General features: G+C 71.0%; 25 protein-coding genes. 14 read left to right on the top strand and 11 right to left on the bottom strand.

What is annotated here, in order from left to right; translation table 11 throughout:
* Positions 1-166: 166 nt before the first annotated feature.
* A complete protein-coding gene (locus B0675_RS11390; protein WP_081218697.1) occupies positions 167-844 on the bottom strand; it encodes an FMN reductase in 678 nt (225 codons plus the stop codon).
* Positions 841-1,932 (bottom strand): LLM class flavin-dependent oxidoreductase, encoded by a 1,092-nt coding sequence (locus tag B0675_RS11385; protein WP_081218696.1) that lies wholly within the window; start codon positions 1,930-1,932, stop codon positions 841-843. Before B0675_RS11385 ends, B0675_RS11390 begins: the two co-directional genes overlap by 4 nt.
* A gap of 158 nt (positions 1,933-2,090) precedes the next feature.
* Between B0675_RS11385 and B0675_RS11380 the strand changes: the two genes are divergently transcribed.
* Positions 2,091-3,527, top strand: coding sequence for an MFS transporter (locus B0675_RS11380; RefSeq protein ID WP_081218695.1), 1,437 nt, complete (start codon positions 2,091-2,093; stop codon positions 3,525-3,527).
* 52 nt (positions 3,528-3,579) lie between these two features.
* Here B0675_RS11380 and B0675_RS11375 read toward each other — a convergent pair whose 3' ends face one another.
* The gene (locus tag B0675_RS11375; RefSeq protein ID WP_081218694.1) at positions 3,580-4,068 is read right to left on the bottom strand and encodes a MarR family transcriptional regulator; all 489 of its coding nucleotides are present in this window, start codon (positions 4,066-4,068) and stop codon (positions 3,580-3,582) included.
* A gap of 417 nt (positions 4,069-4,485) precedes the next feature.
* Positions 4,486-4,971, bottom strand: coding sequence for a hypothetical protein (locus B0675_RS11370; RefSeq protein ID WP_081221727.1), 486 nt, complete (start codon positions 4,969-4,971; stop codon positions 4,486-4,488).
* 209 nt (positions 4,972-5,180) lie between these two features.
* Here B0675_RS11370 and B0675_RS11365 point away from each other — a divergent pair, with 209 nt between their 5' ends.
* The 4 genes from B0675_RS11365 to B0675_RS11355 all read left to right on the top strand — a co-directional run bounded on the left by B0675_RS11365 (position 5,181) and on the right by B0675_RS11355 (position 7,649).
* Positions 5,181-5,519, top strand: coding sequence for a YnfA family protein (locus B0675_RS11365; protein WP_081218693.1), 339 nt, complete (start codon positions 5,181-5,183; stop codon positions 5,517-5,519).
* 124 nt (positions 5,520-5,643) lie between these two features.
* Entirely contained in the window at positions 5,644-6,411 is a 768-nt protein-coding gene (locus tag B0675_RS11360; RefSeq protein ID WP_081218692.1) for an SDR family NAD(P)-dependent oxidoreductase, read from the top strand.
* Positions 6,411-6,584 (top strand): hypothetical protein, encoded by a 174-nt coding sequence (locus tag B0675_RS41350; RefSeq protein WP_179165281.1) that lies wholly within the window; start codon positions 6,411-6,413, stop codon positions 6,582-6,584. Before B0675_RS11360 ends, B0675_RS41350 begins: the two co-directional genes overlap by 1 nt.
* 369 nt (positions 6,585-6,953) lie before the next feature.
* Entirely contained in the window at positions 6,954-7,649 is a 696-nt protein-coding gene (locus B0675_RS11355; protein ID WP_347108615.1) for a hypothetical protein, read from the top strand.
* A gap of 45 nt (positions 7,650-7,694) precedes the next feature.
* Here B0675_RS11355 and B0675_RS11350 read toward each other — a convergent pair whose 3' ends face one another.
* The gene (locus B0675_RS11350; RefSeq protein WP_081218691.1) at positions 7,695-8,888 is read right to left on the bottom strand and encodes an RtcB family protein; all 1,194 of its coding nucleotides are present in this window, start codon (positions 8,886-8,888) and stop codon (positions 7,695-7,697) included.
* Positions 8,889-9,090: 202 nt separating this feature from the next.
* Between B0675_RS11350 and B0675_RS11345 the strand changes: the two genes are divergently transcribed.
* The 3 genes from B0675_RS11345 (at position 9,091) to B0675_RS11335 (ending at position 12,647) form a co-directional block, all read left to right on the top strand.
* Positions 9,091-9,945 carry a hypothetical protein gene (locus tag B0675_RS11345; protein WP_081218690.1) on the top strand — a complete coding sequence of 285 codons (855 nt, stop codon included), beginning with the start codon at positions 9,091-9,093 and terminating at the stop codon, positions 9,943-9,945.
* 145 nt (positions 9,946-10,090) lie between these two features.
* Positions 10,091-11,029, top strand: coding sequence for a DUF3558 family protein (locus B0675_RS11340; protein ID WP_081218689.1), 939 nt, complete (start codon positions 10,091-10,093; stop codon positions 11,027-11,029).
* Between the two features lie 190 nt (positions 11,030-11,219).
* The gene (locus tag B0675_RS11335) at positions 11,220-12,647 is read left to right on the top strand and encodes a DUF2637 domain-containing protein (protein WP_081218688.1); all 1,428 of its coding nucleotides are present in this window, start codon (positions 11,220-11,222) and stop codon (positions 12,645-12,647) included.
* A gap of 72 nt (positions 12,648-12,719) precedes the next feature.
* On the opposite strand, the gene lysS is transcribed toward B0675_RS11335, so the two are convergent.
* On the bottom strand, positions 12,720-14,462 hold the full coding sequence (gene lysS / locus B0675_RS11330; RefSeq protein WP_081221726.1) for a lysine--tRNA ligase: 1,743 nt from the start codon (positions 14,460-14,462) through the stop codon (positions 12,720-12,722).
* A gap of 145 nt (positions 14,463-14,607) precedes the next feature.
* Between lysS and argS the strand changes: the two genes are divergently transcribed.
* Positions 14,608-16,377 (top strand): arginine--tRNA ligase, encoded by a 1,770-nt coding sequence (argS, locus tag B0675_RS11325; RefSeq protein ID WP_081218687.1) that lies wholly within the window; start codon positions 14,608-14,610, stop codon positions 16,375-16,377.
* 88 nt (positions 16,378-16,465) lie between these two features.
* On the opposite strand, the gene B0675_RS11320 is transcribed toward argS, so the two are convergent.
* Positions 16,466-17,413 carry a hypothetical protein gene (locus B0675_RS11320; RefSeq protein WP_241539756.1) on the bottom strand — a complete coding sequence of 316 codons (948 nt, stop codon included), beginning with the start codon at positions 17,411-17,413 and terminating at the stop codon, positions 16,466-16,468.
* Positions 17,414-17,497: 84 nt separating this feature from the next.
* Entirely contained in the window at positions 17,498-17,947 is a 450-nt protein-coding gene (locus B0675_RS11315; RefSeq protein ID WP_081218686.1) for an ATP-binding protein, read from the bottom strand.
* A 100-nt stretch (positions 17,948-18,047) separates the two neighbouring features.
* Here B0675_RS11315 and B0675_RS11310 point away from each other — a divergent pair, with 100 nt between their 5' ends.
* Genes B0675_RS11310 through B0675_RS11300 form a run of 3 tightly spaced genes read left to right on the top strand, consistent with a single transcriptional unit; the run spans position 18,048 to position 19,984 of the window.
* On the top strand, positions 18,048-18,872 hold the full coding sequence (locus B0675_RS11310; protein ID WP_347108610.1) for a helix-turn-helix transcriptional regulator: 825 nt from the start codon (positions 18,048-18,050) through the stop codon (positions 18,870-18,872).
* Positions 18,869-19,057: a DUF397 domain-containing protein gene (locus B0675_RS11305; RefSeq protein WP_081218684.1), complete on the top strand. Its 189-nt coding sequence runs from the start codon at positions 18,869-18,871 to the stop codon at positions 19,055-19,057. The genes B0675_RS11310 and B0675_RS11305 overlap by 4 nt, the downstream gene beginning before the upstream one ends.
* A 48-nt stretch (positions 19,058-19,105) precedes the next feature.
* Positions 19,106-19,984 (top strand): DUF4253 domain-containing protein, encoded by an 879-nt coding sequence (locus tag B0675_RS11300; RefSeq protein ID WP_081218683.1) that lies wholly within the window; start codon positions 19,106-19,108, stop codon positions 19,982-19,984.
* Between the two features lie 47 nt (positions 19,985-20,031).
* On the opposite strand, the gene B0675_RS11295 is transcribed toward B0675_RS11300, so the two are convergent.
* The 3 genes from B0675_RS11295 to B0675_RS11285 form a co-directional block, all read right to left on the bottom strand.
* On the bottom strand, positions 20,032-21,240 hold the full coding sequence (locus B0675_RS11295) for a PLP-dependent aminotransferase family protein (RefSeq protein WP_081218682.1): 1,209 nt from the start codon (positions 21,238-21,240) through the stop codon (positions 20,032-20,034).
* A gap of 203 nt (positions 21,241-21,443) precedes the next feature.
* Complete coding sequence (locus B0675_RS11290) at positions 21,444-22,346, bottom strand: SAM-dependent methyltransferase (protein ID WP_081218681.1); 903 nt, start codon at positions 22,344-22,346, stop codon at positions 21,444-21,446.
* A gap of 73 nt (positions 22,347-22,419) precedes the next feature.
* Positions 22,420-23,823 (bottom strand): helix-turn-helix transcriptional regulator, encoded by a 1,404-nt coding sequence (locus B0675_RS11285; protein WP_081218680.1) that lies wholly within the window; start codon positions 23,821-23,823, stop codon positions 22,420-22,422.
* A 162-nt stretch (positions 23,824-23,985) separates the two neighbouring features.
* Here B0675_RS11285 and B0675_RS11280 point away from each other — a divergent pair, with 162 nt between their 5' ends.
* The gene (locus B0675_RS11280; RefSeq protein ID WP_081218679.1) at positions 23,986-24,702 is read left to right on the top strand and encodes a DUF4232 domain-containing protein; all 717 of its coding nucleotides are present in this window, start codon (positions 23,986-23,988) and stop codon (positions 24,700-24,702) included.
* 155 nt (positions 24,703-24,857) lie between these two features.
* Positions 24,858-25,745: a hypothetical protein gene (locus B0675_RS11275; protein WP_081218678.1), complete on the top strand. Its 888-nt coding sequence runs from the start codon at positions 24,858-24,860 to the stop codon at positions 25,743-25,745.
* Position 25,746 lies beyond the last annotated feature (1 nt).

The following is a 25,746-nucleotide window of genomic DNA, read 5'->3' as shown; positions in this document are numbered from 1 at the left end:
CGGTCCGGTGGGTGGGTCGGGGCCGTGCCGACTGCGGGTCGTTGCGGGCTGATCATTCAGCCCCTCCGGCGCTCGGGAAATTCAGCCCCTCCGGCGTTTGAGGAGCGGCGTCCGGGGCGGAGCCCCGGGTACGGGTCGGGCAGGGGCGGAGGGGGCGAGGAAACGCCTACGGCCGCAGCGCCGCGAGCTGCTCGGCGAACGGGACCACCCGGAACCCGTCCTCGCGGGCATCGACGTTCCCCTGAGCAGGGAGGGACGAGCCGGCCGGGACCGGAGCCGGGGCAGTGGTCCCGGCCGGGCCCTGGACAGTGGGCGCCGACCCACCCGCAAGGGCGGACATCAGCACCGCCAACTCCCCCGAAGCCCGCTCGATCCGCTCGGCCAACCCCTCGGCCCCCCAGTCCTCCGAAGCCGCGTACACCCCGGTGGGCACGACAACGGCCCGCAGATAGGCGAACAGCGGCCGCAGCGCGTGTTCGAGGACCAGCGAGTGCCGCCCGGTCCCCCCGGTCGCCGCGATCAACACGGGCTTGCCCACGAGGGCGTCCTTGTCGAGCACGTCGAAGAAGGACTTGAACAGCCCGCTGTACGAGGCGGAGAACACCGGGGTGACGACGATCAGCCCGTCCGCCGAGGTCACGTCGTCGATCGCGGCGGACAGGCCCCGCCCGGGAAACCCGTTGGTGAAGTTGTGCGCGATCTCGACGGCGAGATCCCGCAGTTCGACCACGCGGACGTCGACGGCTCCGGAGGCCCGGCCGGCGGTCGCGGCCGCCAGCCGGTCGGCCAGCAGCCGGGTGGACGACGGAACACTCAGTCCCGCCGAGACGACGACGAGCTTCATGCGACGGTCACCTCTTCCTGGGCGGCGGCCACCCGGGCCGCGTGGGTCGGCGCGTCCGGCACGTCGGCCGGCCGCCCCTTGGCGAACTCCTCGCGCAGCACCGGCACGACCTGCTCACCGAGGAGGTCGAGCTGCTCCAGCACGGTCTTGAGGGGCAGCCCGGCGTGGTCCATCAGGAACAGCTGGCGCTGGTAGTCACCGGCGTAGTCGCGGAACGCCAGCGTCTTCTCGATCACCTGCTGCGGCGAACCGACGGTCAGCGGGGTCTGCTCGGTGAAGTCCTCCAGCGACGGCCCGTGTCCGTACACCGGCGCGTTGTCGAAGTACGGCCGGAACTCCCGTACCGCGTCCTGCGAGTTGGGCCGCATGAAGACCTGGCCGCCGAGGCCGACGATCGCCTGTTCGGCGGTGCCGTGCCCGTAGTGCGCGTACCGCTCGCGGTAGAGCTCGACCATCTTCTTGGTGTGGTCGGCAGGCCAGAAGATGTTGTTGTGGAAGAAGCCGTCGCCGTAGTAGGCGGCCTGCTCGGCGATCTCCGGCGAGCGGATGGAACCGTGCCAGACGAACGGCGCGACGCCGTCCAGCGGTCGCGGTGTCGAGGTGAAGGACTGGAGCGGCGTGCGGAACTTGCCCTCCCACGTCACGACGTCCTCGCGCCACAGGCGGTGCAGCAGCGCGTAGTTCTCGACCGCGAGGTTGATGCCCTGCCGGATGTCCTGACCGAACCAGGGATAGACGGGACCGGTGTTGCCCCGGCCCATCATGAGGTCGACGCGTCCGTCCGCGAGGTGCTGGAGCATCGCGAAGTCCTCAGCGATCTTCACCGGGTCGTTGGTGGTGATCAGCGTGGTGGACGTGGACAGGACGAGCTTCTCGGTGCGCGCGGCGATGTAGCCGAGCAGGGTGGTCGGGGACGACGGGACGAACGGCGGGTTGTGGTGCTCGCCGGTCGCGAAGACGTCGAGGCCGACCTCCTCGGCCTTCTGCGCGATGGCGACCATGGCCTTGATGCGCTCGTGCTCGCTCGGCTCCCGGCCCGTGGTCGGGTCCGGAGTCACATCGCCGACGCTGAAGATCCCGAACTGCATGGTCGCTCACCCTCCAAGTTGTTGACGGTTCAACTATACCCTCGAACCGTCACCGCGCCCCAGGTATTCCTCGGCCACCGGAAGCACCGGCACCCCTCCCCGCACGAACGCGCAAACCGGCTTGACCGCACCCCACCGCATGCCCGACATTTATCTGCGTGACACAGACATTGCGCGACGCAGACGAAAACGATCTGCACGGCACCCCTCATCCACCCGCCCGCATCCGCTGGGCGATCCTCGGCGTCGTCCTCGCCGCCGACGTCCTGGACCTCCTCGACGGCACCATCACGAACATCGCCGCCCCGACCATCGCCCACGACCTCGGCGGCGGCACCTCCCTCGTCCAGTGGCTCGGCGCCTCCTACGCCCTCGCGCTCGGCGTCCTGCTCGTGCTCGGCGGACGGCTCGGCGACCTGTACGGCCGCCGGCGGCTCTTCCTCACCGGGCTCGCCGGTTTCACCACCGCCTCGGTCGCCTGCGGCCTCGCCCCGACACCGGGCACCCTCGTCGCCGCCCGCCTCGTCCAGGGCGCCTTCGGCGCGCTCGTCGTCCCGCAGGGCTTCGGCATCCTCGGCGCGACCTGGCCCCGCGCCCAGATCGGCAAGGCCTACAGCCTCTTCGGACCCGTGATGGGACTGTCCGCCGTCGGCGGCCCGATCCTCGCCGGACTCCTCATCGACGCGGACCTCGCCGGACTCGGCTGGCGCCCGATGTTCCTCATCAACCTCGTCCTCGGCGGCGCCGCCCTGCTCGCCGCCGCCCGCCTGCTCCCCCACGACACCGGCGACCGCACGACCACCGTCGACGTCCCCGGCTCCGCACTCCTCGGCGCCACCATGCTCGCCCTGCTCACCGGCCTCATCCAGGGCTCGGCGCACGGCTGGACCGCGTTCCCCGTTCTCGCGTCGCTCGCCGGTCTCGCGCTCTTCGCGGCGTTCTGCCACCGCCAGCGCACCGCGCCCAGCCCACTGATCCGGCCCTCGCTCCTGCGCAACCGCGGCTTCACCTCGGGACTGGTCCTCGGCATCGTCTTCTTCGCCGCGGTCTCCGGTCTCCTCTACGTCGTCTCGCTCTTCCTCCAGCAGGGCCTCGGCCGCTCCCCCGCGGGCGCCGCACTCGCCCTCATGCCCCTGTCCGCGGGCATCGTCATCGCCTCGATCGCCTGCTACCGGCTGATCGCCCGGCTGGGCCGCCGCCTCGTCCTCATCGGCTTCCTCGTCACGCTCGCCGGAAGCCTCCACCTCCTCGCCCTGGTCGCCGCCTCCGGCACCGGCACCGGCCGCTGGGCCCTGGTGGCGCCCCTGTTCGTCATCGGGCTGGGCATGGGCGCCTGCTTCGGCTCGCTCTACGACGTGACCATCGGCGACATCGGCCCCGCCGAGGCCGGCAGCGCGGGCGGCTCGCTCGCCGCGGTCCAGCAGCTGGCCAACGCCGTCGGAGCCGCCGCCGTCACCAGCGTCTACTTCCACTCCGGCGGCGGCGAGACGCACGCCACCACGGTGAGCCTCACCGTCGTCGCCGCCATCACCCTGCTGTGCTGCCCCCTCGTACGCCTGCTCCCGCTGAAGGCACCCGAGGACCAGCATCACTAGGCCGTGTCCGGCGCCCCGAGCCGTCGCAAGAGGGTGTCGAGGCCCGCGAGCGCTACGACGCGTCCTGCTGGAGGTCCCCGGCCCGAAGCCGGGCGACCTGCTGCGCGCTGAAGTCGACCGTGCGCCTCATGTGCCCGATGATCAGGGCGACTTCGGCGTCGTCGAGCCCGTCGAACAGGGCGTACCAACCGCCGCCCAGCCGGTCCCACATACGGCCGAACTCGGCGATCTTCTCCGGCACGGTCGCCACCAGCACCCGTCGCCGGTCCACCACGTCGCGCTCCCGGACGACGTAGCCCGCCTTCTCCAGCCGGTCCACCAGGCGCGTGGCCGAACCGGTCGTCAGCCCCGTCATCTCGGCGATCCGGCCGGTGGTCACCGGCTCCGCCTCCAGGCTGAGCAGGTTCACACACTGCACGTCCGTCGGATGCAGGCCGAGGTGGTCGGCGAGGGCCTGGTTGAACAGGGCGTACGAGGCCATGTACCGCCGCGACACGACCGCCAGTTCACCCAGCAGCCCCTCGCGCCCGTCCCCAGCCATCCCGCCCCTTCCCAAGCCTTCCAGAAATCCTACGCCGCCCCCCGCCTCCGGCACCGCGACCAGCCTTCGTTCGCCCCCTCCGCCCCTACCCGACCCGTACCCGGGGCTCCGCCCCGGACCCCGCTCCTCAATCGCCGGAGGGGCTGAAATTCACGCCCGCACCCGGCATCCGACGAAAGGGACGCGCCCGGCGAGTCGCTGCCCGCACCCGGCATCCGACGCGAGGGGCCGTGCCGGTACATCAGATGCCCGTCGCTTACGTTCGGATCGAGCAGCTCCCGCCCCTCGACCCACGTCTGATCCAACGGCGACGGGCGGATGTACCGGCACGGCCCCGACCCACCCACCGGACCGAAGCCGAAGCCGAAGCCGAAGCCGAAGCCGGAGCCGAAGCCGGAGGCACCCTCGCCGCCGCGCCTAGAACGCGTACGCGTCCCCCGTGTCCAGCACCAACACCTGCTGCCGGTCATTCGCATGGTTCCGGTCCACCGACCCCCCGCCCCACACCGTGTCCAGCCCCACCGTCACCTCGGACGCGACCTCCCGCAGCCGCACCGTCATCCGGATCTCCTCCCCCGGACCGTCCGCCGGCAGCGCCCCCGTCCGGCACACCACCACCCGCTCGCCCGACCGGGCGCACCCGACCGGCAGCACCTGGGCGTCGCCCAGCGCGGCCGACCACCGCAGCCGCACCGTCGCGTCGTCGACCGGGTCGGGCCCGTGGTTACGCGGCGTCAGGCGGACGTCGACCCGTCCCGAGGCCATGGACGCGGTCCCGTGATAGGCGAGATCGGCCTCAGGAGCCACCGCACCCCCGAGACCCCCCGGGCCTCCCACGGCTCCCGCCCCTCCCACGCCTCCGACCAGCACAGCCCCCGAACCCAACAGACCCACCGCAGTCATCAACCACATGGCCATTTCCTCCGCCGGCACGAACCCATCACGATCATCGAGTCGTCGTCGACCCACCGTCCCGGGATGTATCCCACCCTGGCCGCGCCCCAGGCGCCCTCCAACAGGTGACACCCCGGAACCGGCCCCGTGCCCCGCACCCACCGCCACCGCCACCCCACGGCCCCACCGCCCCCATCCGCGCATGTCAGAGTGACCGCATGCTCGTCGCCCGCTCCGCCGCCCTGTTCGTCCTGGCCGCCCTCTTCGAGATCGGCGGGGCCTGGCTGGTCTGGCAGGGCGTACGGGAGCACCGCGGCTGGCTGTGGATCGGCGCGGGCGTGATGGCCCTCGGCGTGTACGGCTTCGTCGCCACCCTTCAGCCGGACGCCGAGTTCGGCCGCATCCTGGCCGCGTACGGCGGCGTCTTCGTGGCCGGCTCCCTCGCGTGGGGCGTGGTCGCCGACGGCTACCGCCCCGACCGCTGGGACATCACCGGCGCCCTGATCTGCCTGGCCGGTATGGCCGTGATCATGTACGGCCCCCGCAACGGCGCCTGAGACCCGCCTCACCCCCGGCCGCGTCCCGCCCGCACCCACCTATCCTTGCCGGAGACACCAGCCGGCCCGCCCGAGCCGCCGCCCGACGGCCCGCGAGCCACCGCCGAGGAGCAGGAGCAGCCGTATGACCCCCGCCGCCGCATCCCGTATCGCCGTCATCACCGGCGCCAGCAGCGGAATCGGCGCCGCGACGGCCCGGCAGCTGGCGGCCGAGGGCTACCGCGTCGTGATCACCGCCCGCCGCAAGGACCGTATCGAGGCGCTCGCGGAGGAGATCTCCGCGGCGGGCGGCCAGGCGACGGCGTACGCCCTGGATGTCACGGACCGCGCGGCGGTCGACGAGTTCGCGACGGCGTTCAGGACGATCGGCGTGCTGGTGAACAACGCGGGCGGCGCGCTCGGCGCCGACCCGATCGCGACGGGCGACCCGGCCCAGTGGCGCCAGATGTACGAGACGAACGTCATCGGCACCCTGAACGTGACCCAGGCCCTGCTGCCCGCGCTCACCGCCAGCGGCGACGGCACGGTCGTCGTCCTCTCCTCGACGGCGGGCCACGGCACGTACGAGGGGGGTGGTGGCTACGTCGCCGCCAAGCACGCCGAGCACGTCCTCGCGGAGACGCTGCGCCTGGAGATCGTCGGCACGCCGGTCCGGGTGATCGAGGTCGCTCCCGGCATGGTGAAGACGGACGAGTTCGCGCTGACCCGCTTCGGCGGCGACACGGAGAAGGCGGCGAAGGTCTACGCGGGTGTCGCCGAGCCCCTCACCGCGGACGACGTCGCCGAGACCATCACGTGGGCCGTCACGCGCCCGAGCCACGTCAACATCGACCTGCTCGTGGTCCGCCCCCGCGCCCAGGCGTCGAACACCAAGGTCCACCGGGAGCAGTGATGCCCACCCCGGCGTCACCCGAGGACCGGCTCCCCGCGGACGAGGGCGAGAAGGCCCGCCTCGCCCTGGAGAAGAAACGCGAACGCTTCGTCTGGTACTACCTCGCGTACTTCCTCTTCGGCATCCACATCATCGCCTTCGTCATGATCTACGCGGTCCTGCACGCGAAGTGAGGAACCGATCGAAGACAACAGCCGAAAGGCCCTCATGTAACCCACAAGAATGAACCGAATCGATCACCCATACGTGGACAGAACTCGCGATCTAGGCTCAGCCGCATCATCGAAAGCGACGGCCCTCGGCCGGGACTGCCATCCCGGCCGAGGGCCTGACCAGCACGGAAGTGAGCCTTCCTCGTGGCTGAACGCGAGCCTAACGCTGTCCCCCGGCCTGTGGACGAAACCCGCTGTACGACAACCGGTTTCATGGACCTCGAAGACCCCGAGTACGCCTACATGTTCGGCTTCTTGTAAGCCGACGGGCACCTCTCGAAGGGGACGGGCCAGAAAGGGCGCCTGACTGTCGAGCTCAGCGCTCGCGACGTGGGAATTCTGCGCGAGTTCCAACGCCTGACCCCGTACAACAGCAGCATCACGGGACGGACCCGGACCACGAACTTCGCCGCGTCGCACAAGTCCGCCAGCTGGAACCTCTGCGCCCTCGAAGCCAGGACCAGGCTCAACGAACTCGGGCTGCCGTACGGCCGAAAGTCCACGAGCATCGCGCCTCCCCAGGTCCCGTTCTCGCCGCGCGACTATCTCCGAGGAGTGATCGACGCAGACGGCTCGGTGGGCTTCACGGCCCAAGGATTTCCCTTCTGCTCACTGACCACTGCCAGCACCGCCGTCGGCGCCTACCTCTGTTTCTACGCGGGCAAGATCACCGGCGCCGAGCGGTCCATCAGGCGCAACACCCGCGACGGCATCTTCAACATCCTGTACACGAAGGAAGCGGCCCAGAAGCTGAGCGCCCACCTGTACTACACGGATTGCCTGGCCCTAGAGCGCAAGCGGATTGCCGCCGCCGCTCTGGCCACGTGGTCACGCCCCGCGAACATGCGCGTCGCACCCGACCGCCGCCGCTGGACAGAGTCGGAGGACCGCGTGCTGCTGGCACTGAACGACGATGCCGCGGCGGCCAGGGAACTCGGTAGGACCGAGAAGAGCTGCTACATCCGGCTCTGGCGGCTCCGCACCGGCAAAACACCGATGCCGACCGTCCGGCCGAACTCCGTCTGACCGACGAAGAGTCGTGGGGCCCCCGGCAGCGAGGGCCCCACGACTTCAGCCCTTCACGCAGATGAACTGCTTCAACTTCGCCACGACCTCCACGAGGTCCCGCTGCTGCTCCATCACCTGCTCGATCGGCTTGTAGGCGCCCGGGATCTCGTCCACGACGCCCGAGTCCTTACGGCACTCCACGCCTCGCGTCTGCTCCTCCAGGTCCTTCGTCGTGAAGCGGCGCTTCGCGGCGTTACGGCTCATGCGCCGACCGGCACCGTGCGACGCCGAGTTGAAGGCCTTCTCGTTGCCGAGACCCTTGACGATGTACGAACTGGTGCCCATTGAGCCCGGGATGATCCCGTACTCACCGGAGCCCGCACGGATGGCGCCCTTGCGCGTGACGAGCAGGTCCATGCCCTCGTACCGCTCCTCCGCGACATAGTTGTGGTGGCAGGAGATCTCCGGCTCGAACGTCGGCTTCGCCTTCTTGAACTCCTTACGGACCACGTCCTTCAGAAGCGCCATCATGAGCGTCCGGTTGTTCTTCGCGTACTCCTGGGCCCAGAACAGGTCGTTGCGGTACGCCGCCATCTGAGGGGTATCGGCGACGAAGACGGCGAGGTCACGGTCGACAAGCCCGTGGTTGTGCGGGAGCTTCTGGGCCACGCCGATGTGGTGCTCGGCCAGTTCCTTGCCGATATTCCGGGATCCGGAGTGCAGCGTGAGCCACACGACGCCATCAGAATCGAACAAAAGCTCGATGTAGTGATTTCCGGATCCGAGCGTTCCCATCTGCTTCAGCGCCCGCTCCTGACGGAACTTGACCGCATCGGCCACTCCGTCGAACCGCCCCCAGAAGTCGTCCCAGCCCGCGGTGGGCAGGCCGTGGAAGGCGTCCGGGGTGATCGGGGAGTCGTGCATGCCGCGGCCGACCGGGATCGCCTGCTCGATCTTGGAGCGGAGGCGGGACAGGTCGCCCGGCAGGTCGTTGGCCGTGAGGGACGTACGGACGGCGGACATGCCGCAGCCGATGTCGACGCCCACCGCGGCCGGGCACACCGCGTCCCGCATCGCGATGACGGAGCCGACCGTCGCACCCTTGCCGTAGTGCACGTCCGGCATGACGGCGAGCCCCTTGATCCAGGGCAGGGTCGCCACGTTCTGGAGCTGACGGAGTGCCACGTCCTCGACCGACGCCGGGTCGGTCCACATGCGGATGGGAACCTTCGCACCCGGCACCTCTACGTACGACATATCGCCCTCAATCCCCCGGGAACCAACAGAAGTCATTAATCGCAAAACCGGCGCCTAGGTCGACGTATGGGACAACGGACCGGCGTCCACGGCTGTGCGTGCGATACACATTGTCTCCAGGGGTCGCCCCTGTGCGGCAACCGAATAACCACAGGACACCCGGGCGGAAGCGCGCCGGGGAACCGTCGAGAGGAGCCTGACCGTGCAGCGGAAGGCGTACGTACCCGGCGCCGCCGTGCTCCTCGCGGCTTTGCTGGCGGGCTGCACCGGCGCTTCGGACGACGGGGGTTCGCCGATCGACTCCAAGGGCGGCGACACCGGCACGACGGCCGTCGCGGCCCAGCCGGGCAAGTACCGCACCCTGCCGGAGGCGTGCGGCGCGGTCGATCACGACACCCTTGACGCCCTGCTGCCGGGCATCGGACAACTCACCGACGCGGCACAGCAGGAGCAGGCGTACGAGGGCGAGGCGGCCCTCACGTACGACACGGACCGGCGTGACGGCTGCAGTTGGAAGGTGGAGTCCGCCTCCGCCACCGACCATCTCTCCGTCGACTTCGAGCGGGTCGTGTCCTACGACAACACGGTGAGCGACGACAACAAGGCGGAGGAGCTGTACTCCACCCAGGAGACGGCGGCGGACCTTCCCGAGCCCGCGGCCACCGGCAGCGACGCCTCGTCGAGTCCGGGCGGCGACGCCGGCACGCCGAGCGGTGACGCCGGCAGCAGCGACGGCGGCGAGGGCAACGACAGCGGCGGAAGCGGCTCCGAGCCCACGCCGTCCGGCTCCGCCTCCCCCACCCAGACGTCCGCCGCGCTCCAGCCCCGCGTCCTCGACGACCTGGCGGACCAGGCGTTCCTGGACGACAAGCTGAGCGCCGGCTCCTCGACCGCCCGGCAGCGCACGGTGACTGTGGTGTTCCGCACGTCGAACGTCATCGTGACGATCGAGTACGCGGAGCAGCCGACGGCTTCCGGGGGCGTCCCCGACAGCGAGGAAATGCAGGACAGGGCCCGGAAACTGGCCGACGTGCTCGCCGGAAAGCTCGACGGCTGACGGCTCGGCGACCCCCTCGGGCACCCCTGCACGAACCGCCCGAACGGGAACCGGCCCGGCGGATCACCGCGTACCGTGGCCCCTCGGACCCGACCGGCCGCACGCCCCATGTGCGGTCGTACCACGAGCCTCGAGTGAAGGAACCATGCACCGACCAGTACAGCGAGTAGGCCGAGCACCGCGACTCACCCGCATCCTTGTCAGCGCAGCAGCCATCCCGGTGGCGCTCGTCGCCGCGGGCTGTTCCTCGGACTCCGGCTCCACGGACGACGCCGCGAAGAGCGCCGGCGCGACACCGGACGCGAAGAAGTCCGCGAGCCCGACGGCCGAGGCCGTGCAGCCGGCCGCGTACGGGACGCTTCCGCAGCCGTGTTCGGTGCTGTCGAAGAAGACGCTGGGCGAACTGGTCCCCAAGGCGGGCAAGTCGGGCAAGAAGGGCGCATCGGACGATGCGGCCCAGCGCGGCAACTGCAACTGGAGCAGCCTCGACAACAACGGCGTGAAGGGCTCGCAGTTCCGCTGGCTGAACGTGGCCCTGCTGCGCTTCGACTCGGACGCGCGCGGCGCGGGCGACGAGCAGGCGCACGCCTACTTCGAGAAGCAGGTCACGGCGGCGCAGGCCGTCGAGGGCGCGAAGGGCGCCAAGGCGGCTCCGGTCGCCGGCACGGGCGACGAGGCGACGGCCGTGCACTACGACCTGAAGAAGAAGGAAGGCGCCTTCAAGCAGCAGACGATCGTGGCACGCGTGGAGAACGTGGTCGTCACGATCGACTACAACGGCGCCGGTCTCGCGGGAGAGAAGACCCCGGACTCCGGTGATCTGCTGAAGGCGGCCGAGAAGGCCGCGAAGGAGGCCGTCACGGCGGTGTCCGCGGCGAACAAGGACGGTGGCTCGACCGGTTCGTCCCCGTCGAAGGGCTCGTCCTCGAAGCCCTCCTCCGGCGCGACGTCGGCCTCGCCGTCCAAGAGCGCGGACAAGAGCGACTCGAAGGACGACTCCAAGGGTGATGCGAAGGCGGGCTCCGGGAGCGACTCCGCGTCCCCGTCGAAGTCCGCGTCCAAGGCCGCGGCGGCGAAGAGCTGACCCGACCACGATCCTTCCGGAGGCCCAACTTCCGGTCTGAGCTGGACAGTTGCGGGAGCCCGGTACCCGAGGGGACCGGGCTCCTCCCATGCCGGGCACCCGGACGCCGCACACATGTGCCACTCTGTTGCGCGCAACAACACGCAAGGGGAGGGGAGTACAGGTGTCCGCGCCCATACAGCTGACTCGGATGCACAAGATACTCATCGGTGTGGTCGTCGCCGGTGCGGTCGTCATCGCCGGGATCGGCTTCGCGGGTTCGTACGCGGCGGTCCGTGAGCTGGCGATCAAGAAGGGGTTCGGGAACTTCTCGTACGTCTTCCCGATCGGCATCGACGCCGGGATCTGCGTCCTGCTCGCGCTGGACCTGCTGCTGACCTGGATCCGCATCCCGTTCCCCCTGCTGCGCCAGACCGCGTGGCTGCTGACGATCGCCACGATCGCCTTCAACGGCGCGGCGGCCTGGCCGGACCCGCTCGGTGTCGGCATGCACGCCGTCATCCCGATCCTGTTCGTGGTCTCGGTCGAGGCGGCCCGGCACGCGATCGGCCGGATCGCCGACATCACGGCCGACAAGCACATGGAGGGCGTCCGCCTCACCCGCTGGCTGCTCTCCCCCGTCCCGACCTTCCTCCTCTGGCGCCGGATGAAGCTGTGGGAGCTGCGCTCCTACGAGCAGGTCATCAAGCTGGAGCAGGACCGCCTCGTCTACCAGGCCCGCCTGCACTCCCGCTTCGGCCGCGCCTGGCGCCGTAAGGCCCCCGTGGAGTCCCTGATGCCGCTGCGCCTGGCGCGCTACGGCGTCCCCCTCGCGGAGACGGCCCCCTCGGGTCTCGCCGCGGCGGGCATCGAGCCGGTGCTGCTGCCGCCCCCGCCGCGGCTGGAGGTGGCGCGCGAGCCCGAGCCGGCGGCACCCGCCGTGCAGAGCGACGCCACACCTGTCCGGGAGCAGCTTCCCGCCGGCGGGGCGAGCGAGTCCCCCGACCGCGTGGAGGGCCACGCCGAGCCGCAGAATCCGTGGCTGCACTCACGCAGCCCCCAGGCCGTCGCCTACCAGGGCGGCTACGACCCGTCGTACGACCCGGATGACGCGGACCAGCAGTGGTACGAGGAGCAGCAGGCCGAGCAGTTCCAGCAGGCCGACCCGTCCCGGCAGGCCGAGGAGTTTCAGCAGGCCGACGGGTTCCGGCAGGCCGACAGGTTCCGGCAGGCCGACGGGTTCCGGCAGTACGACGAGGAGCAGCGGCGGTTCGAGCAGCAGCGTCGGTTCGAGCAGCAGGCGTTCCCTCAGCAGCAGTACGCGGAGCAGCCCGACCCCGTCGCCGCGGACGCTCCCGCGCCGGAGCCGTCTCCGGAGGACACCGGCACGTTCCCGATCCCGGCCGGCCCGGGCCGTACCCGTGAGATGGGTGCGGGCGGCGGCTCGGAGCCGACCGAGAACGACTACTACCTGGTCTTCAAGAAGTCGATAGACGGCAGCTATCCGACGTCGGGCCAGTTCAGGGGCAATGTGGAGGCCACGTACGGCACCACGCTCCCGCAGCGCGAGGCGGAGCGGATGGTCAACCGCTTCACCAACCGCCACACGGCGGAACTGCAGGAGGACCACATCGCGTAACCACGAACGGCCCAGGACGAAGGGGGCGCCCGGTGATCACCGGGCGCCCCCTTCGTCGTACAGCCGGACTCCCTACGCGGAGAGCAGCTTGCGGACCCGGTCCTGGCCGACCGCGAGGAGCAGCGTGGGCAGACGCGGCCCGGTGTCGCGGCCGACGAGCAGGTGGTAGAGCCGGGCGAAGAAGGTGCGCTGGGCGACCTTGATCTCGGCGGGGAGTTCCTTGGCGGTGGCGTCGGCGGAGAAGCCGGCCTGGACCTTGGGAACGCCGTAGACGAGGTGGGTGAGGCCGTCCAGGGACCAGTTGCGCTCCAGTCCGTCGAGGAGCAGGCGCAGCGACTCGCGGCCCTGGTCGTCGAGGGACGTGATGAGCTCGACGTCGGGCTCCTCGCGGACGACGGTGCGCTCCTCGGCGGGGACCTGGGTGTTGATCCAGGTCTCGGCCTTGTCGAGCCGGGGCCGGACCTCGTCCAGGGACGCGAGCGGGTTCTCGGGGTCGAGTTCGCTCAGGATGCGCAGGGTCTGGTCCTCGGCGCCGGCGGTGATGTCGGCGACGGAGGCCAGGGTGCGGTAGGCCATCGGACGGGGGGTGCGGGGCAGTTCCCCGGCCGCGGTGCCGACGGCCCGGCTGTACGCGGCGGCGTCGGCGGGCAGCACCGAGCCGTCGGCGACCTTGCCGGCGAGCTTGTCCCACTCGTCGTAGAGCCGCTGGATCTCCTGGTCGAAGGCGATCTTGAACGACTGGTTGGGACGGCGGCGGGCGTACAGCCAGCGCAGCAGCTGCGGCTCCATGATCCGCAGGGCGTCCGACGCGGTGGGGACGCCGCCCTTGCTGCTGGACATCTTCGCCATGCCGCTGATGCCGACGAAGGCGTACATGGGGCCGATGGGCTGCTTGCCGCCGAAGAGGCCGACGATCTGCCCGCCGACCTGGAAGCTGGAGCCGGGCGAGGAGTGGTCGACGCCGCTGGGCTCGAAGACGACGCCCTCGTGCGCCCAGCGCATGGGCCAGTCGACCTTCCAGACGAGCTTGCCGCGGTTGAACTCGCTGAGGCGGACGGTCTCGGAGAACTCGCAGGCGGTGCAGGTGTAGGTCAGCTCGGTCGTTTCGTCGTCGTAGGACGTGACGGTGGTGAGGTCCTTGCCGCACTGCCCGCAGTAGGGCTTGTACGGGTAGTACCCGGACGTCGAGCTGCCGTCGTCCTCGGCGGCGGCACCGGAGCCCTCCGCGGCCTCCAGCTCGGCCTCGTCGACGGGCTTCTGGCCCTGCTGCTTCTTGGCGGGGGCCTTCTTGGTGCGGTACTGCTCCAGGATGGCGTCGATGTCACCGCGGTGCTTCATCGCGAACAGGATCTGCTCGCGGTAGGCGCCCGAGGTGTACTGCTCGGTCTGGCTGATCCCGTCGTACTCGACACCGAGCTCGGCGAGCGCCTCGGTCATCGCGGCCTTGAAGTGCTCGGCCCAGTTCGGGTACGCCGAGCCGACCGGGGCGGGGACGGAGGTCAGGGGCTTGCCGATGTGCTCGGCCCAGGACGCGTCGATGCCCGCGATGCCGGCCGGGACCTTGCGGTACCGGTCGTAGTCGTCCCAGGAGATCAGGTGGCGCACGGCGTACCCGCGGCGGCGGACCTCGTCGGCGACCAGGTGCGGGGTCATGACCTCGCGGAGGTTGCCGAGGTGGATCGGGCCGGAGGGGGAGAGGCCGGACGCGACGACGACGGGTTTGCCCGGGGCCCGACGCTCCGACTCCTCGATGACCTCGTCCGCGAAACGGGAGACCCAGTCGGTGGTCTCGGTGCTCTGAGCCACGATCGGCACGTCCTTCTTTCTCATACGCCAGTACGGCTGACGGGACCATTCTCCCAGCTCGGGCCGCAACCGCGAAAACGGCTTTTCACCGCGTGGGATACTGGCTTTCCTGTACTGCACGAACCCGGAACCCGACTAGAACGGCAGCCACTCCATGGCCTCGGTCACGTCCCTCACCGCTTCCGTCCACCAGCGCCTCGCGGACGCCCTCTCGGCAGCCCTGCCGGAGGCCGGTTCCGCGGACCCGCTGCTGCGCCGAAGCGACCGGGCCGACTTCCAGGCCAACGGGATCCTGGCCCTCGCGAAGAAGGCGAAGGCGAACCCGCGCGACCTGGCGACGCAGGTGGTGGCGCAGGTGGCGTCCGGTGACGTGATCAAGGACATCGAGGTCTCCGGACCCGGCTTCCTGAACATCACGGTCACGGACGGCGCGATCGTCCGGAACCTGGCGGAGCGGTACGCGGACGGCGCGCGCCTCGGTGTGCCCCTCGCGGAGCACCCGGGCACGACGGTGATCGACTACGCCCAGCCGAACGTGGCGAAGGAGATGCACGTCGGACACCTGCGGTCCGCGGTGATCGGTGACGCGGTGGTGCAGATCCTGGAGTTCACCGGCGAGTCCGTCGTGCGGCGGCACCACATCGGCGACTGGGGCACCCAGTTCGGCATGCTCATCCAGTACCTGATCGAGCACCCGCACGAGCTGGACCACCAGGGCGGCGAGGTCTCCGGCGAGGAGGCCATGTCGAACCTGAACCGGCTCTACAAGGCGGCGCGGACCGTCTTCGACTCCGACGAGGAGTTCAAGACGCGGGCGCGGCGCCGGGTGGTGGACCTCCAGGCGGGCGAGCCGGAGACGCTGGCCATGTGGCAGAAGTTCGTGGACGAGTCGAAGATCTACTTCTACTCGGTCTTCGACAAGCTCGACATGGACATCCGGGACGCGGACGTGGTCGGCGAGTCCGGCTACAACGACATGCTGGACGAGACGTGCCGGCTGCTGGAGGAGTCGGGCGTCGCGGTCCGCTCGGACGGCGCGCTGTGCGTGTTCTTCGACGACGTGAAGGGCCCGGACGGCAACCCGGTGCCGCTGATCGTGAAGAAGTCGGACGGTGGCTACGGCTACGCGGCCACCGACCTGTCGGCGATCCGTGACCGGGTGTTCAACCTGAAGGCGTCGACGCTGCTGTACGTGGTGGACGCGCGGCAGTCCCTGCACTTCAAGATGGTCTTCGAGACGGCGCGCCGGGCGGGCTGGCTGAACGACGACGTGAAGGCGCACCAGCTGGCGTTCGGCACGGTGCTGGGCAAGGACGGCAAGCCGTTCAAGACCCGTGAGGGCGAGACGGTGCGGCTGGTCGACCTGCTGGACGAGGCGATCGACCGGGCCACGGCCGTCGTGCGGGAGAAGGCCGAGAAGGTGGGCCTGAGCGAGTCGGAGATCGAGGAGAACGGCCGGTACGTCGGTATCGGCGCCGTGAAGTACGCGGACCTGTCGACCTCCGCGGTCCGGGACTACAAGTTCGACCTGGACCAGATGGTCTCGCTGAACGGCGACACCTCGGTGTACCTCCAGTACGCGTACGCCCGGGTCCGGTCGATCTTCGGCAAGGCGGGCGACCGTACGCCGGTGGCGCACCCGGAGCTGGAACTGGCCCCGGCGGAGCGGGCATTGGGTCTGCACCTGGACAGGTTCGGGGAGACGCTGGAGGAGGTCGCCGCGGAGTACGCGCCGCACAAGCTGGCCGCGTACCTGTACCAGCTGGCCTCGCTCTACACGACGTTCTACGACCAGTGCCCGGTCATCAAGCCGGCCCCGGCGCAGGAGGTCGCGGAGAACCGGCTGTTCCTCTGCGACCTGACGGCCCGGACCCTCCACCAGGGCATGTCCCTGCTGGGCATCCGGACGCCCGAGCGGCTCTGACGCCCGGGCGGGACGCGCGGACCTCGCGGCCCCGGCGGGACGGTGACACCACTGTCTCGCCGGGGCCGTCCGGCTGTCGGCCCGCCTGTCAGGCGTAGTAGTGGATCGTGCCGTGGAGCGCGGGGGTGCCGCCCTCGCAGTGCTGGACGAACGTCGCGGCGAACGCCTTCACGGTGCCGTCGTCGTTCAACGCCAGTTTGCCGACGGTGAACTCACCGGTGCTGCTGTTGCAGCCGCGGCCGTTCCCGCCCAGGTCGAGTTCGCCGACCTCCGCCGTACGGAAGCGCTCCGTGGCGTAGGTCGTCCCGACCTCGAACCGCTCCCCCACGGGCGGGGCGATGGAAGCCGACCAGTACTCACGCTTGCCGGAGACGCCGTACCGGACGCCGTCGGCACCCCCGCTGAGCGAGAACGTGCTGGTGGACCCGGTGTGGGTGGCGCTCACACCCTGGCCGATCCAATCCCCGGCGTCACTCGTGTAGGAGTAACCCAGCGGATAGGCACGGTACTTGACGACCCCGGTCAGTGCCGGGGCGGTCGCGCTCTCACAGTGCTGGGTGTACGTGGCGTCGAGCGCCGTGATCGTGCCGTCGGCGTCGGTCTCGATCTGGTTGACCGAGAACTGCCCGTACACCTCGTTGCAGCCGCGCCCGTCCCCGGAGACGTCGAGTCCCGGTGAGCGTCCGGTGCGGAACGCCGCGCGCTCGGCGTTCCGGTAGACACCGGGGTGGAGCTTCTCCCCCTGCGGTGCGGCGAGGTCGACGTCCCACCAGGTGTCGTCGGTCGACACCCGGAAGCGCACGTACTCGGCGGAGCCGCCCGCGCTGACCGTCGCCGTCTTCGGCGTGTACGACGCGGTGGTCCCCTGGCCTATGTAGTCGCCGGGTCTGCTGCTGTGGCTGTACTTGGTCACCGCCACCGGCGTGCCGGTGGCTGCCGCGGCGGGCGCGGCGAGCGCCGTGGTGAGGCCCACCGTCGCGGTCAGCCCCGCCAGGACGCCGGTCAGGACGCGTCTCCATCCAGTGCTTCTGGGCACGGATGTCTCCCCCTCCATGAGAGCGGGCACCCCGTCCGGGCACCCGTGCCCCACAAGTAACCAGCACCGCACACGCCCGTCGAACTATTTCCTCCCACCATCAACTTCTTTCGGCCGTAACGGCGTTGGGGTCTTGCGTCCGCCGAACTCGCACCACACCGCCTTGCCCGGGTCGCGCGCGTCGACCCCCCACCGGTCGGCGAACGCGGCCACCAGCAGCAGGCCCCGGCCGCCCTCGTCGGCCCGGTCGGCGATCCTCGGCGTGCCCGGCCCGCTGTCGTGGACCTCGACTCGCAGGACGGTGCCGTCGTAGCGCAGGAAGACGCGGAAGTGCCGTCCCGGCGGCACGGCGTGCACGAGGGCGTTGGTCGCGAGCTCGCTGACGCAGAGCAACACGTCGTCGGCCTGTTCGGTGCCGGCGAGCCCCCATCCGGTGAGCGTCTCGTGGGCGAACCGCCTGGCAGCGGCCACGGCCCGCCGGTCCCGTCGAAAGAAGCGCTCACGCAGGGGCGGGAGGTGGATGGTCTCGTTCACGGGACAAGAGTGACCCTCCGTGGTCACACTGGTGCAGTGTGCTATCCCGTACGGATTATGCGTACGGGATGCGTCGCCCTCACAACGGAGTTGATGCATCGTGAGCCCAAGGCGCCACTACAAGAAGAACGCTTCGGCGATGAAGATGCTGGGCGCCATGCTGGCCACGCTCCGGCGAGCGGCGGGGCACAGCCAGGCCTCCCTCAGCCGTCACGTGGGCGCGCAGGAGGAGACCATCGCCTCGATCGAGCAGGGGCGGCGCCCTCTGAAGGACTCCTTGGCTGCGGAGCTGGACGTCTTCCTGGACACCAAGGGGGTGTTGGCCGTCGCCGTGGAGAACATGCCTGAGATCGACCTCGTCCCCCGCTGGGTCGATGAGTACCTGGACTTGGAAAGGACGGCACCCGCGCTCAGCTTCTACGCCAACGCGGTCCTTCCAGGGTCCCTCCAGACCGAGAGCTACGCGCGCGCAGTCTTCAGGAGCCGCGTCCCCGCGTACAGCGAGGTAGAGATCGAAAGGCGAACAGCCGCCCGCACAGCCCGGCAGGAGCTGCTGCGCCGCCCGACCCCCACCACCGTCAGCTTCGTCATCTGGGAGGCCGTCCTGATGGACCGCATCGGCGGGCAGGAGGTCTTCGACGAGCAACTGCGCCACCTGCGCGCGGACTCCGACCTCCCTGGGGTCTCCTTGCAGATCCTGCCGTTCGGCCGGCCCGCCCACGCCGGGCTGGCCGGCCCTTTCATCCTCCTGGAGACCGACGACCATCAGCGTCTCGCCTACGCCGAGACCCAACGCGGAAGCCAACTCGTGGCCGACCCCGGCGAGGTGTCCGCCCTTTCGCAAAAATATGCGATGCTGCGAACGCAGGCCCTCAACACCGAAGACAGCAAAGGCCTGTTGGACCACATGCTGGGAGTGCAATGAGCGTCGAACTGCGCTGGTTCAAGTCGACCTACAGCAGCGACGAGGGCGAGTGCCTCGAAGTCGCCTACTCCGGGCCCCAGTCCGGCAAAGTGTCCGCCGTTCACCTGCGGGACTCCAAGAACCCGGCGGAGCCCGGTCTCCGTGTGTCGGCGCGGGCCTGGGCCGCGTTCACCGCAGCCCAGTAGGAGAGCGGAGCGGCCCCGTTGTCAGTGGGGGCCCCTACAGTCACCGGCATGGCGACTCTTCCCAACCCGCTGCCGCGGCTGGTGGCAGACCCGAGCGGGCGCGCCCTCGGGCTCGACCTCCCCGCCGGAAGACTGATCGACGCGACCCACGAGGGCACGTGGCACGAGCCGTTGGTGTGGCATGCCGAGGAGCGGCCGGCCGACGGAGCCTGGAGCGCGGCCGACTCCGCCCGCACGCTCGGCCTGCTGCCGGTGCTGCTGGACGTCGGCGGCCCGCAGAACGGCCCGGGCGGCTGGGAGTTGATGCCCGACGCGATGTCGTACGCCGGGGATCACGACGCCGACGAGGTGCTGGCCGACTTCTGGGAGCGGTACGCGGCGGACGAGCTCGGGGACGACGGGGACTACGCGAGCCGGGAGGTCGTGGAGAGCCTCTTCGGCAGGCCGGAGCCCTATGACGCGGTCGTCGCGCCGCACGGAGCGTCCTGGCCGGGGCTCGCCGCCGCCACGGTCCCGGAGGCGGACCCGGACGCCCGCGCCGCGGAGATCGCGGAGATCCTCGCGGCCCGCGGCTCGTGGCTGAAGGAACCGCGTCTCGCGCTCATTCCGGCGCGCCGCAGCGCGGACATCCCGGCGGCGCTGGGCTGGACGGGACCGCTGAACCACGAGAACGACGTGGCGCGCCTGTGCGCGGTCCTGCGGTCCTGGGAGGACCGTTTCGGGATACGGGTGGTGGCGCTGACCTTCGACCAGTTGGTGGTGTCGGTGGCGGCGCCGCCGACGACCCTGGCGGAGGCCGAGGCGGTCGCCGCCGAGCACTTCGCGTTCTGCCCGGACAACATCACACAGGGCAGTCACACGGCGCTGCGGACGTATGCCGAGCAGGAGGTGCTGAACGAGCCGGTCTGGTCCTTCTGGTGGGACTGACCGGCGCCGCCGGCACCTCCCCGGTGACGGGGTGACCGCCGCCGGGGTCAGCCGCGCAGGCCCGGGGCGAGCCGCCGCAGCCCCTCCGCGATCTCGTCCGGGGTCTGCGTGACGAAGCACAGGCGCATCGTCGACGTCTCCGGGGTGCCCGCGTAGAAGGGCGCGCCGGGCACGTAGGCGACCCCGTGCTCCACGACCGCGCGGAGCAGTGCCGTCGTGTCGTACGGCTCCGGCAGCCGGGCCCAGAGGAACATGCCGCCCTCGGGCCGGGTCCACGTCGACCCGGCCGGGAGGGCGTCGCCGATCCCGGCGAGCATGGCGTCGCGCCGCTCGCGGTAGACGGAGGCGACCCGCGCCACATGGGCGTCGAGGTCCTGGTCGGCCAGGTACCGGGCGGCGGCGAGCTGGTTGACGGTCGGGGTGTGCAGGTCGGCGGCCTGCTTGGCGACCGCGCAGGCCCGCCGGAGCGCCGCGGGCGCCCGCAGCCAGCCCAGCCGCATCCCGGGTGCCATCACCTTGGAGAACGAGCCGAGGAGCACGGTCCGGTCCCCCGCGCCTTCGTGGGAGGCGATCCACGGAACACGCTCGCCCTCGAAGCGCAGTTCGCCGTAGGGGTCGTCCTCGACGATCCACAGCCCGCGGGTGGCGGCGACGCGGGCGACGGCGGCGCGGCGCTCGGCGGGGAGGGTGCGGCCGGTGGGGTTCTGGAAGGTGGGCACGGTGTAGAGGAGCTTCGGCCGCTCCCGGGCGACCAGGGTGTCCAGTGCCTCGGGGTCGATGCCGTCCTCGTCGCCCGGCACGGCGAGCACGCGGGCGCCGGCGAAGGCGAACGCCTGAAGTGCCGCGAGATAGCAGGGGCTTTCGACGAGAACGGTGTCCCCCGGCTCCAGCAGGGCCGTGGCGAGCAGCGACAGCGCCTGCTGCGAACCGGTGGTGACGAGCACGTCGTCCGGCCCGGTCGGCAGACCGCGCGCCGCGGTCCGCGCGGCGAGGGCCGTCCGCAGCACCGGTTCGCCCTCGGTCGTCGAGTACTGCAGGGCCCGTGCGGCTTCCTCGGCGAGGACGTCCCGGTAGGCGGCGGCGATACCGGCCGCGTCGAACAGTTCGGGGGCGGGCAGCCCGCCCGCGAAATTGATCACCTCGGGGCGGGCGGTGACCGCGAGGATGTCCCGTACCGGTGAGCCTCCGATCGCGGTCGCCCGGGCGGCGAGCGGGGGCACGGGGGCGGTCGTGGCGGCGGGCTCGATGACGGTCACGATGACATCTCCTTGTCCTGGCGGAGACCTCGCGGGGGCCGGCGGCCCTCCCGGGGTGCGGGCGGGCGGCCCCGTCGCCCCGGGACCGCTCGTGCCCGCACCCTAGGCGGATACGTGCCGTCTACACCCGTCAATTCCGGCATCCGGACGGAGACCGGGGCGAGCTCGCGCCCCGGTCTCCGTCCGGTGCGGGTGTCCGTCGGCTACGGCTTGACGCCCGTGGCCACGTACACGTTGATGTCCGCGTCCGTCACGTCGTTGATGTCGCGGTAGCGGACCATCTCGATGGCGTCGAGCGTGGCCAGCAGCTCGGGGTCGGCCTTCTCCGGGGCGGGGGCGCCGCCGTCGGGACGCCAGTGGTGGGCCGGGACGACACCGGGCTCGTCCAGCACCAGACCGTTCTCGGTGAAGAACCGCTCGACCTCGGCCCGCGACCGCAGCACGAAGGTGAACCCCCGCTCGGTGTAGGTGCGTTGGACCGCGCGGATGGCTTCGGGGTTCAGGTCCTCGGTGAGGTGGCTGAGGACGATCCGGCTGCCGGACGGCAGGGCGTCGACCAGGTCGCGGACGATCGGGTAGGCCTCCTCGTCCTCGACGAAGTGCAGGATCGCGACCAGCACCAGGACGACCGGCTCGTCGAGGTCCAGGGTCTTGGCGGCCTGTTCGAGGATCTGACCGGGCTGCTTGAGGTCGGCGTCGATGTAGTCCGTACGCCCCTCGGGCCCGCTGGTGAGCAGGGCGCGCGCGTGGGCGAGGACCACCGGGTCGTTGTCGACGTACACGACCCGCGCGTCCGGGGTGATCCCCTGCGCGATCTGGTGGACGTTCTCCTGGGTCGGCAGCCCGGTGCCGATGTCGAGGAACTGCTTCACGCCGCTCTCCGCCGTCAGCGATGTCACGGCGCGCCGGAGGAAGTCCCGGTTGTGCCGGACGTCGAGGTAGCCCCGCGGGTTCGCGGCGAGCGCGGCGGCGGCCGCGTTGCGGTCGACCGGGTAGTTGTCCTTGCCTCCGAGGAAGACGTCGTAGACCCGGGCGGGGTGTGCCTTGGTGGTGTCGATCCTCTTTCTCAGCTCCGCGGGATCCTGGCTGAGGGCATCACCGGACATGAAACATCTCCCTGGAGAGTCGCGTCATACAACGGGCAACAACCTAGCGCCTGGGGCGACTTGATGACGCCGGTCAGCCGGGAGGAGCGGCCTTCCCCCACTCGCTGCCGCCCAGCGGGTAGTCGTACGCGGGCCGCCCCACGTTCCCGCTGGTCCGGAACGGCTTGCCGTGGTCGTCGACGCGCACGGTGCCGCTCTTCGTGCCGCTGGACCAGTCGAGCTCCAGGTACCAGCTCACGTCGTGCGCCTGCGTGTCCGCGAACACGTAGAAGACCTCGGGGTCGGACTCGCTCACCTTGAAGGGGAAGGCGCGCTGCCCGCCCTTGAGCGCGACCGCCGGACGTCCCGCGTCGAGGTCCACGGTGAACGACTTCGTCTCCACCCCGCCGCCGCAGCCCACGCCCATCGCGTAGTCGTTCCAGGCGAGCGGCGCGCTCTTGTCCAGCACGCGCACATGCAGCGCCTCCAGGACGACGGTCGCCTGCCCGGTGCCCTGCACGGTGAGCGCGAGCAGTTGCTCCCCGCTCGGGACCCCGCCGAGCGCGGTGACCCAGCCCCGCGCGTCCGACTCGTTCGGCGGCGGGGGCACCTGCTGCGCGGGCCGGTTCACCAGGTAGTGCTGGCTGCACGGGTCGTCGAATGTGTACGGGTCGACCACGACGGTCGGTGCACCGGCACCGGCACCGGCACCGGCCGCACGGTCGTCGGCGACGCCGTTCCCGTCGACGGCTCCGCCGACCGTCGATCCGGACGGCCGGGGGCTCCGGTGCACGGCGGACGGCGAGGCCGATCCATGGCGCGGGCCGGATGTCGTGCCGGTCGGGCTCGGGCGCGCGGCGGGTGGCACTCCGACGGCCACGGCGCCTCCCCCGGCGCCGTCGTCGCGACTGCCGGACCCGAGCTGCACGGCCAGCACGCCGGACACGACCGCCGTCACGACGACGGCACCGACCCCGGCGAGCACCGCGGAACGCCGGCTCCGCAGCCGGCTCGGCCGCACCGGCACGGGCCCCACGGCCGCCGCGCCCTCGCTCGCCGGCCGCCCGTCCGCCGTACCGTCCGCCGTGTCGTCCGCCCCCGCGCCGGACACCGCGCCGCTCGCGTCCGCGGTCTCGGCCCCCGCCACGACCTCCGCGTCCGGAGCTCCAACGGCCGGGTCCCCGGCTCCCGTTCGCCCCAGGCCCTTCTTCCCCCGCAGCGCGTCCGCCAGGACCCACCGCCGGTGCAGCTCCACCAGCTCGTCCGGCGTGGCCCGGCAGACCCGCGCGAGGCGTTCGACCGGCGCGTAGTCCGCCGGCACCGCGTCCCCGTTGACGTACCGGTGCAGTGTGGACGTGCTGACGTGCAGCCGTTTGGCGAGTGCCCCGTAGCTGAGACCGGACCGCTCCTTCAGCTCCCTGAGCAGTCCCGCGAACTCGTCCCCCGCCACCGTTCCTCCATCCCCCGTGTCCCGGACCACGTTCCAGGGAGTTGCCATTTCCCCAGCTCAAAGCCTGTTTCGGCGTTCCAGCGTCCCGTGTTGCCCGCCGGGTGTGGCGGCCGGGACGGATCACCGCACAAGCTGCTGCCATCCAAGCACGCCGCTCCCCACGACCGGTCGAGCGGCCGTTCCACCAGAGACACCCCAGGGGGATCACCCATGTCCGCACGCACCACCCGCACCCGTCTGCTCGCCGCCTCCACCATCGCGCTCGCCGCGTTCGCCCTCACGGCGTGCGGCAACGGCGACGGCGTCCGCGACGAGGGCCCGTCCGCCGGGGCCCGCTCCTCGGCCCGGCCGAGCGAGGGGACGGCCGGAGGCACGACGGCGAAGCCCGCGGGCACCCGCACCACCACGGGCTCGACGAGCGGTTCGAAGAACTCCGGCACCACCACGGGCTCGAAGGGCACCGGCGGCACCGGGTCCACGGGCGGCTCCGCGGGCGGCAAGGGCGGCACCCGCAACCCGGCGTGCGTCGCGGCCACCACCCGCACGACCGCGACGGTCGTCTCCCGCCCGCTCAACCACCTGCTGCTCACCGTCACCAACAAGAGCTCGAAGAACTGCGACCTGACGGGCTACCCGATCGTCCGCTTCAGCGAGGCCCAGTCCGTCCCGCCGGTCGCGGAGGAGACCCACCCGCAGGCGGTCGTCACCCTCGCTCCCGGCGAGTCCGGCTACGCGGGCGTGCTCCTGTCCGCGGCCGACGGCAGCGGCGTCCACGGCTACACGGCCAAGACGCTGGAGGTCCACTACGGCGACCAGGGCCGGAACGGAAGCGCCCGCCCGGCCCTGCCCCCGAAGGGCGTCTACATCGACGAGAAGCTCACGGTGACGTACTGGCAGCAGGACCTGGACACCGCGCTCTCGTACTGAAAGCGGTGCACGCCCGTGCCCGGCAGGTCCAGGAACCTTGCCGGGCACGGCCGTTGAGGCTCGCGATCACACGGCACCACCGTTTCGCCGCACGATCCCATGGCATACGCTGCCGGACGGCGAAGCGATGATCCGCACGGTGAGCCGAGAGGTCGATGACGCAGGAGCCGAGGTCACCCGCACGGAACGCCGGTCCGGCCGGCACTCCCGGCGACGGCTCCGGGCCGCCGCGCCCCGACGGCACGTGGAACTCGGGCCTGTCGGCCGAGGAGTTCGCCGCGGTCAAGGGCGCCGGCTTCGATCCGGTCGGGCAGGTGCTCGGCACGGCCGTCTTCACCATCGGCTACACCGGTGTCTGGGGCTGCCCGGGCTCGTGGTCGGCCACGGACGGCGCGAGCGTTCCGTCGTCACCGTGGTCGTCGTCGTTCGCGCCGCTGGTGCGGACGATGTACGCGGCGCGCGGGCTGGCGCTGTCCCGGGCCGTGGCCGAGTGCGGCGCCCTGGCCGGTGACGGGATCGTCGCGGTGGAACTGCGGGTCGCCGAATTCCCCGCCGGCGGGCTTGAGTTCACGGTGCGGGGCACCGCGGTCCGGGCCCGGTCGCGGATCCGCCCGCGCCGGCCGTTCACCTCCCACCTGAGCGGCCAGGACTTCGCCAGGCTCGTCCACGGCGGATGGATCCCCGCCGGACTCGTCTTCGGCATCGCGCTCGCCACCCGGCACGACGACTGGCGTACCTCCCGCCGGGCCGTCTGGACCGCGGGGAACCAGGAGGTCGACGGCTACACGCGGCTGATCGGCCACGTCCGTCACGAGGCCCGCACACGGCTGGCCCTCGAAGCGGCGAAGCAGGGCGGTGACGGAGTGGTGGTGAACGGCATGGAACTGGACGTCCGCGAGAGGGAGTGCACCACGTACGGGAACACCCGCGACCTCGACGCCGAGGCGGTCATCGTCGGCACCTCCGTCGCCCGCTTCGACCGCTCCCGGCGACCGGACGGGCCACAGCCCCTGACCATCATGAGACTGGAGCGCGAGCACTGAC

This window comes from Streptomyces sp. M41(2017) (assembly GCF_002078175.1).
In the GTDB taxonomy this organism is placed as follows: domain Bacteria; phylum Actinomycetota; class Actinomycetes; order Streptomycetales; family Streptomycetaceae; genus Streptomyces.
This window is presented reverse-complemented; position numbering and strand designations above follow the sequence as displayed.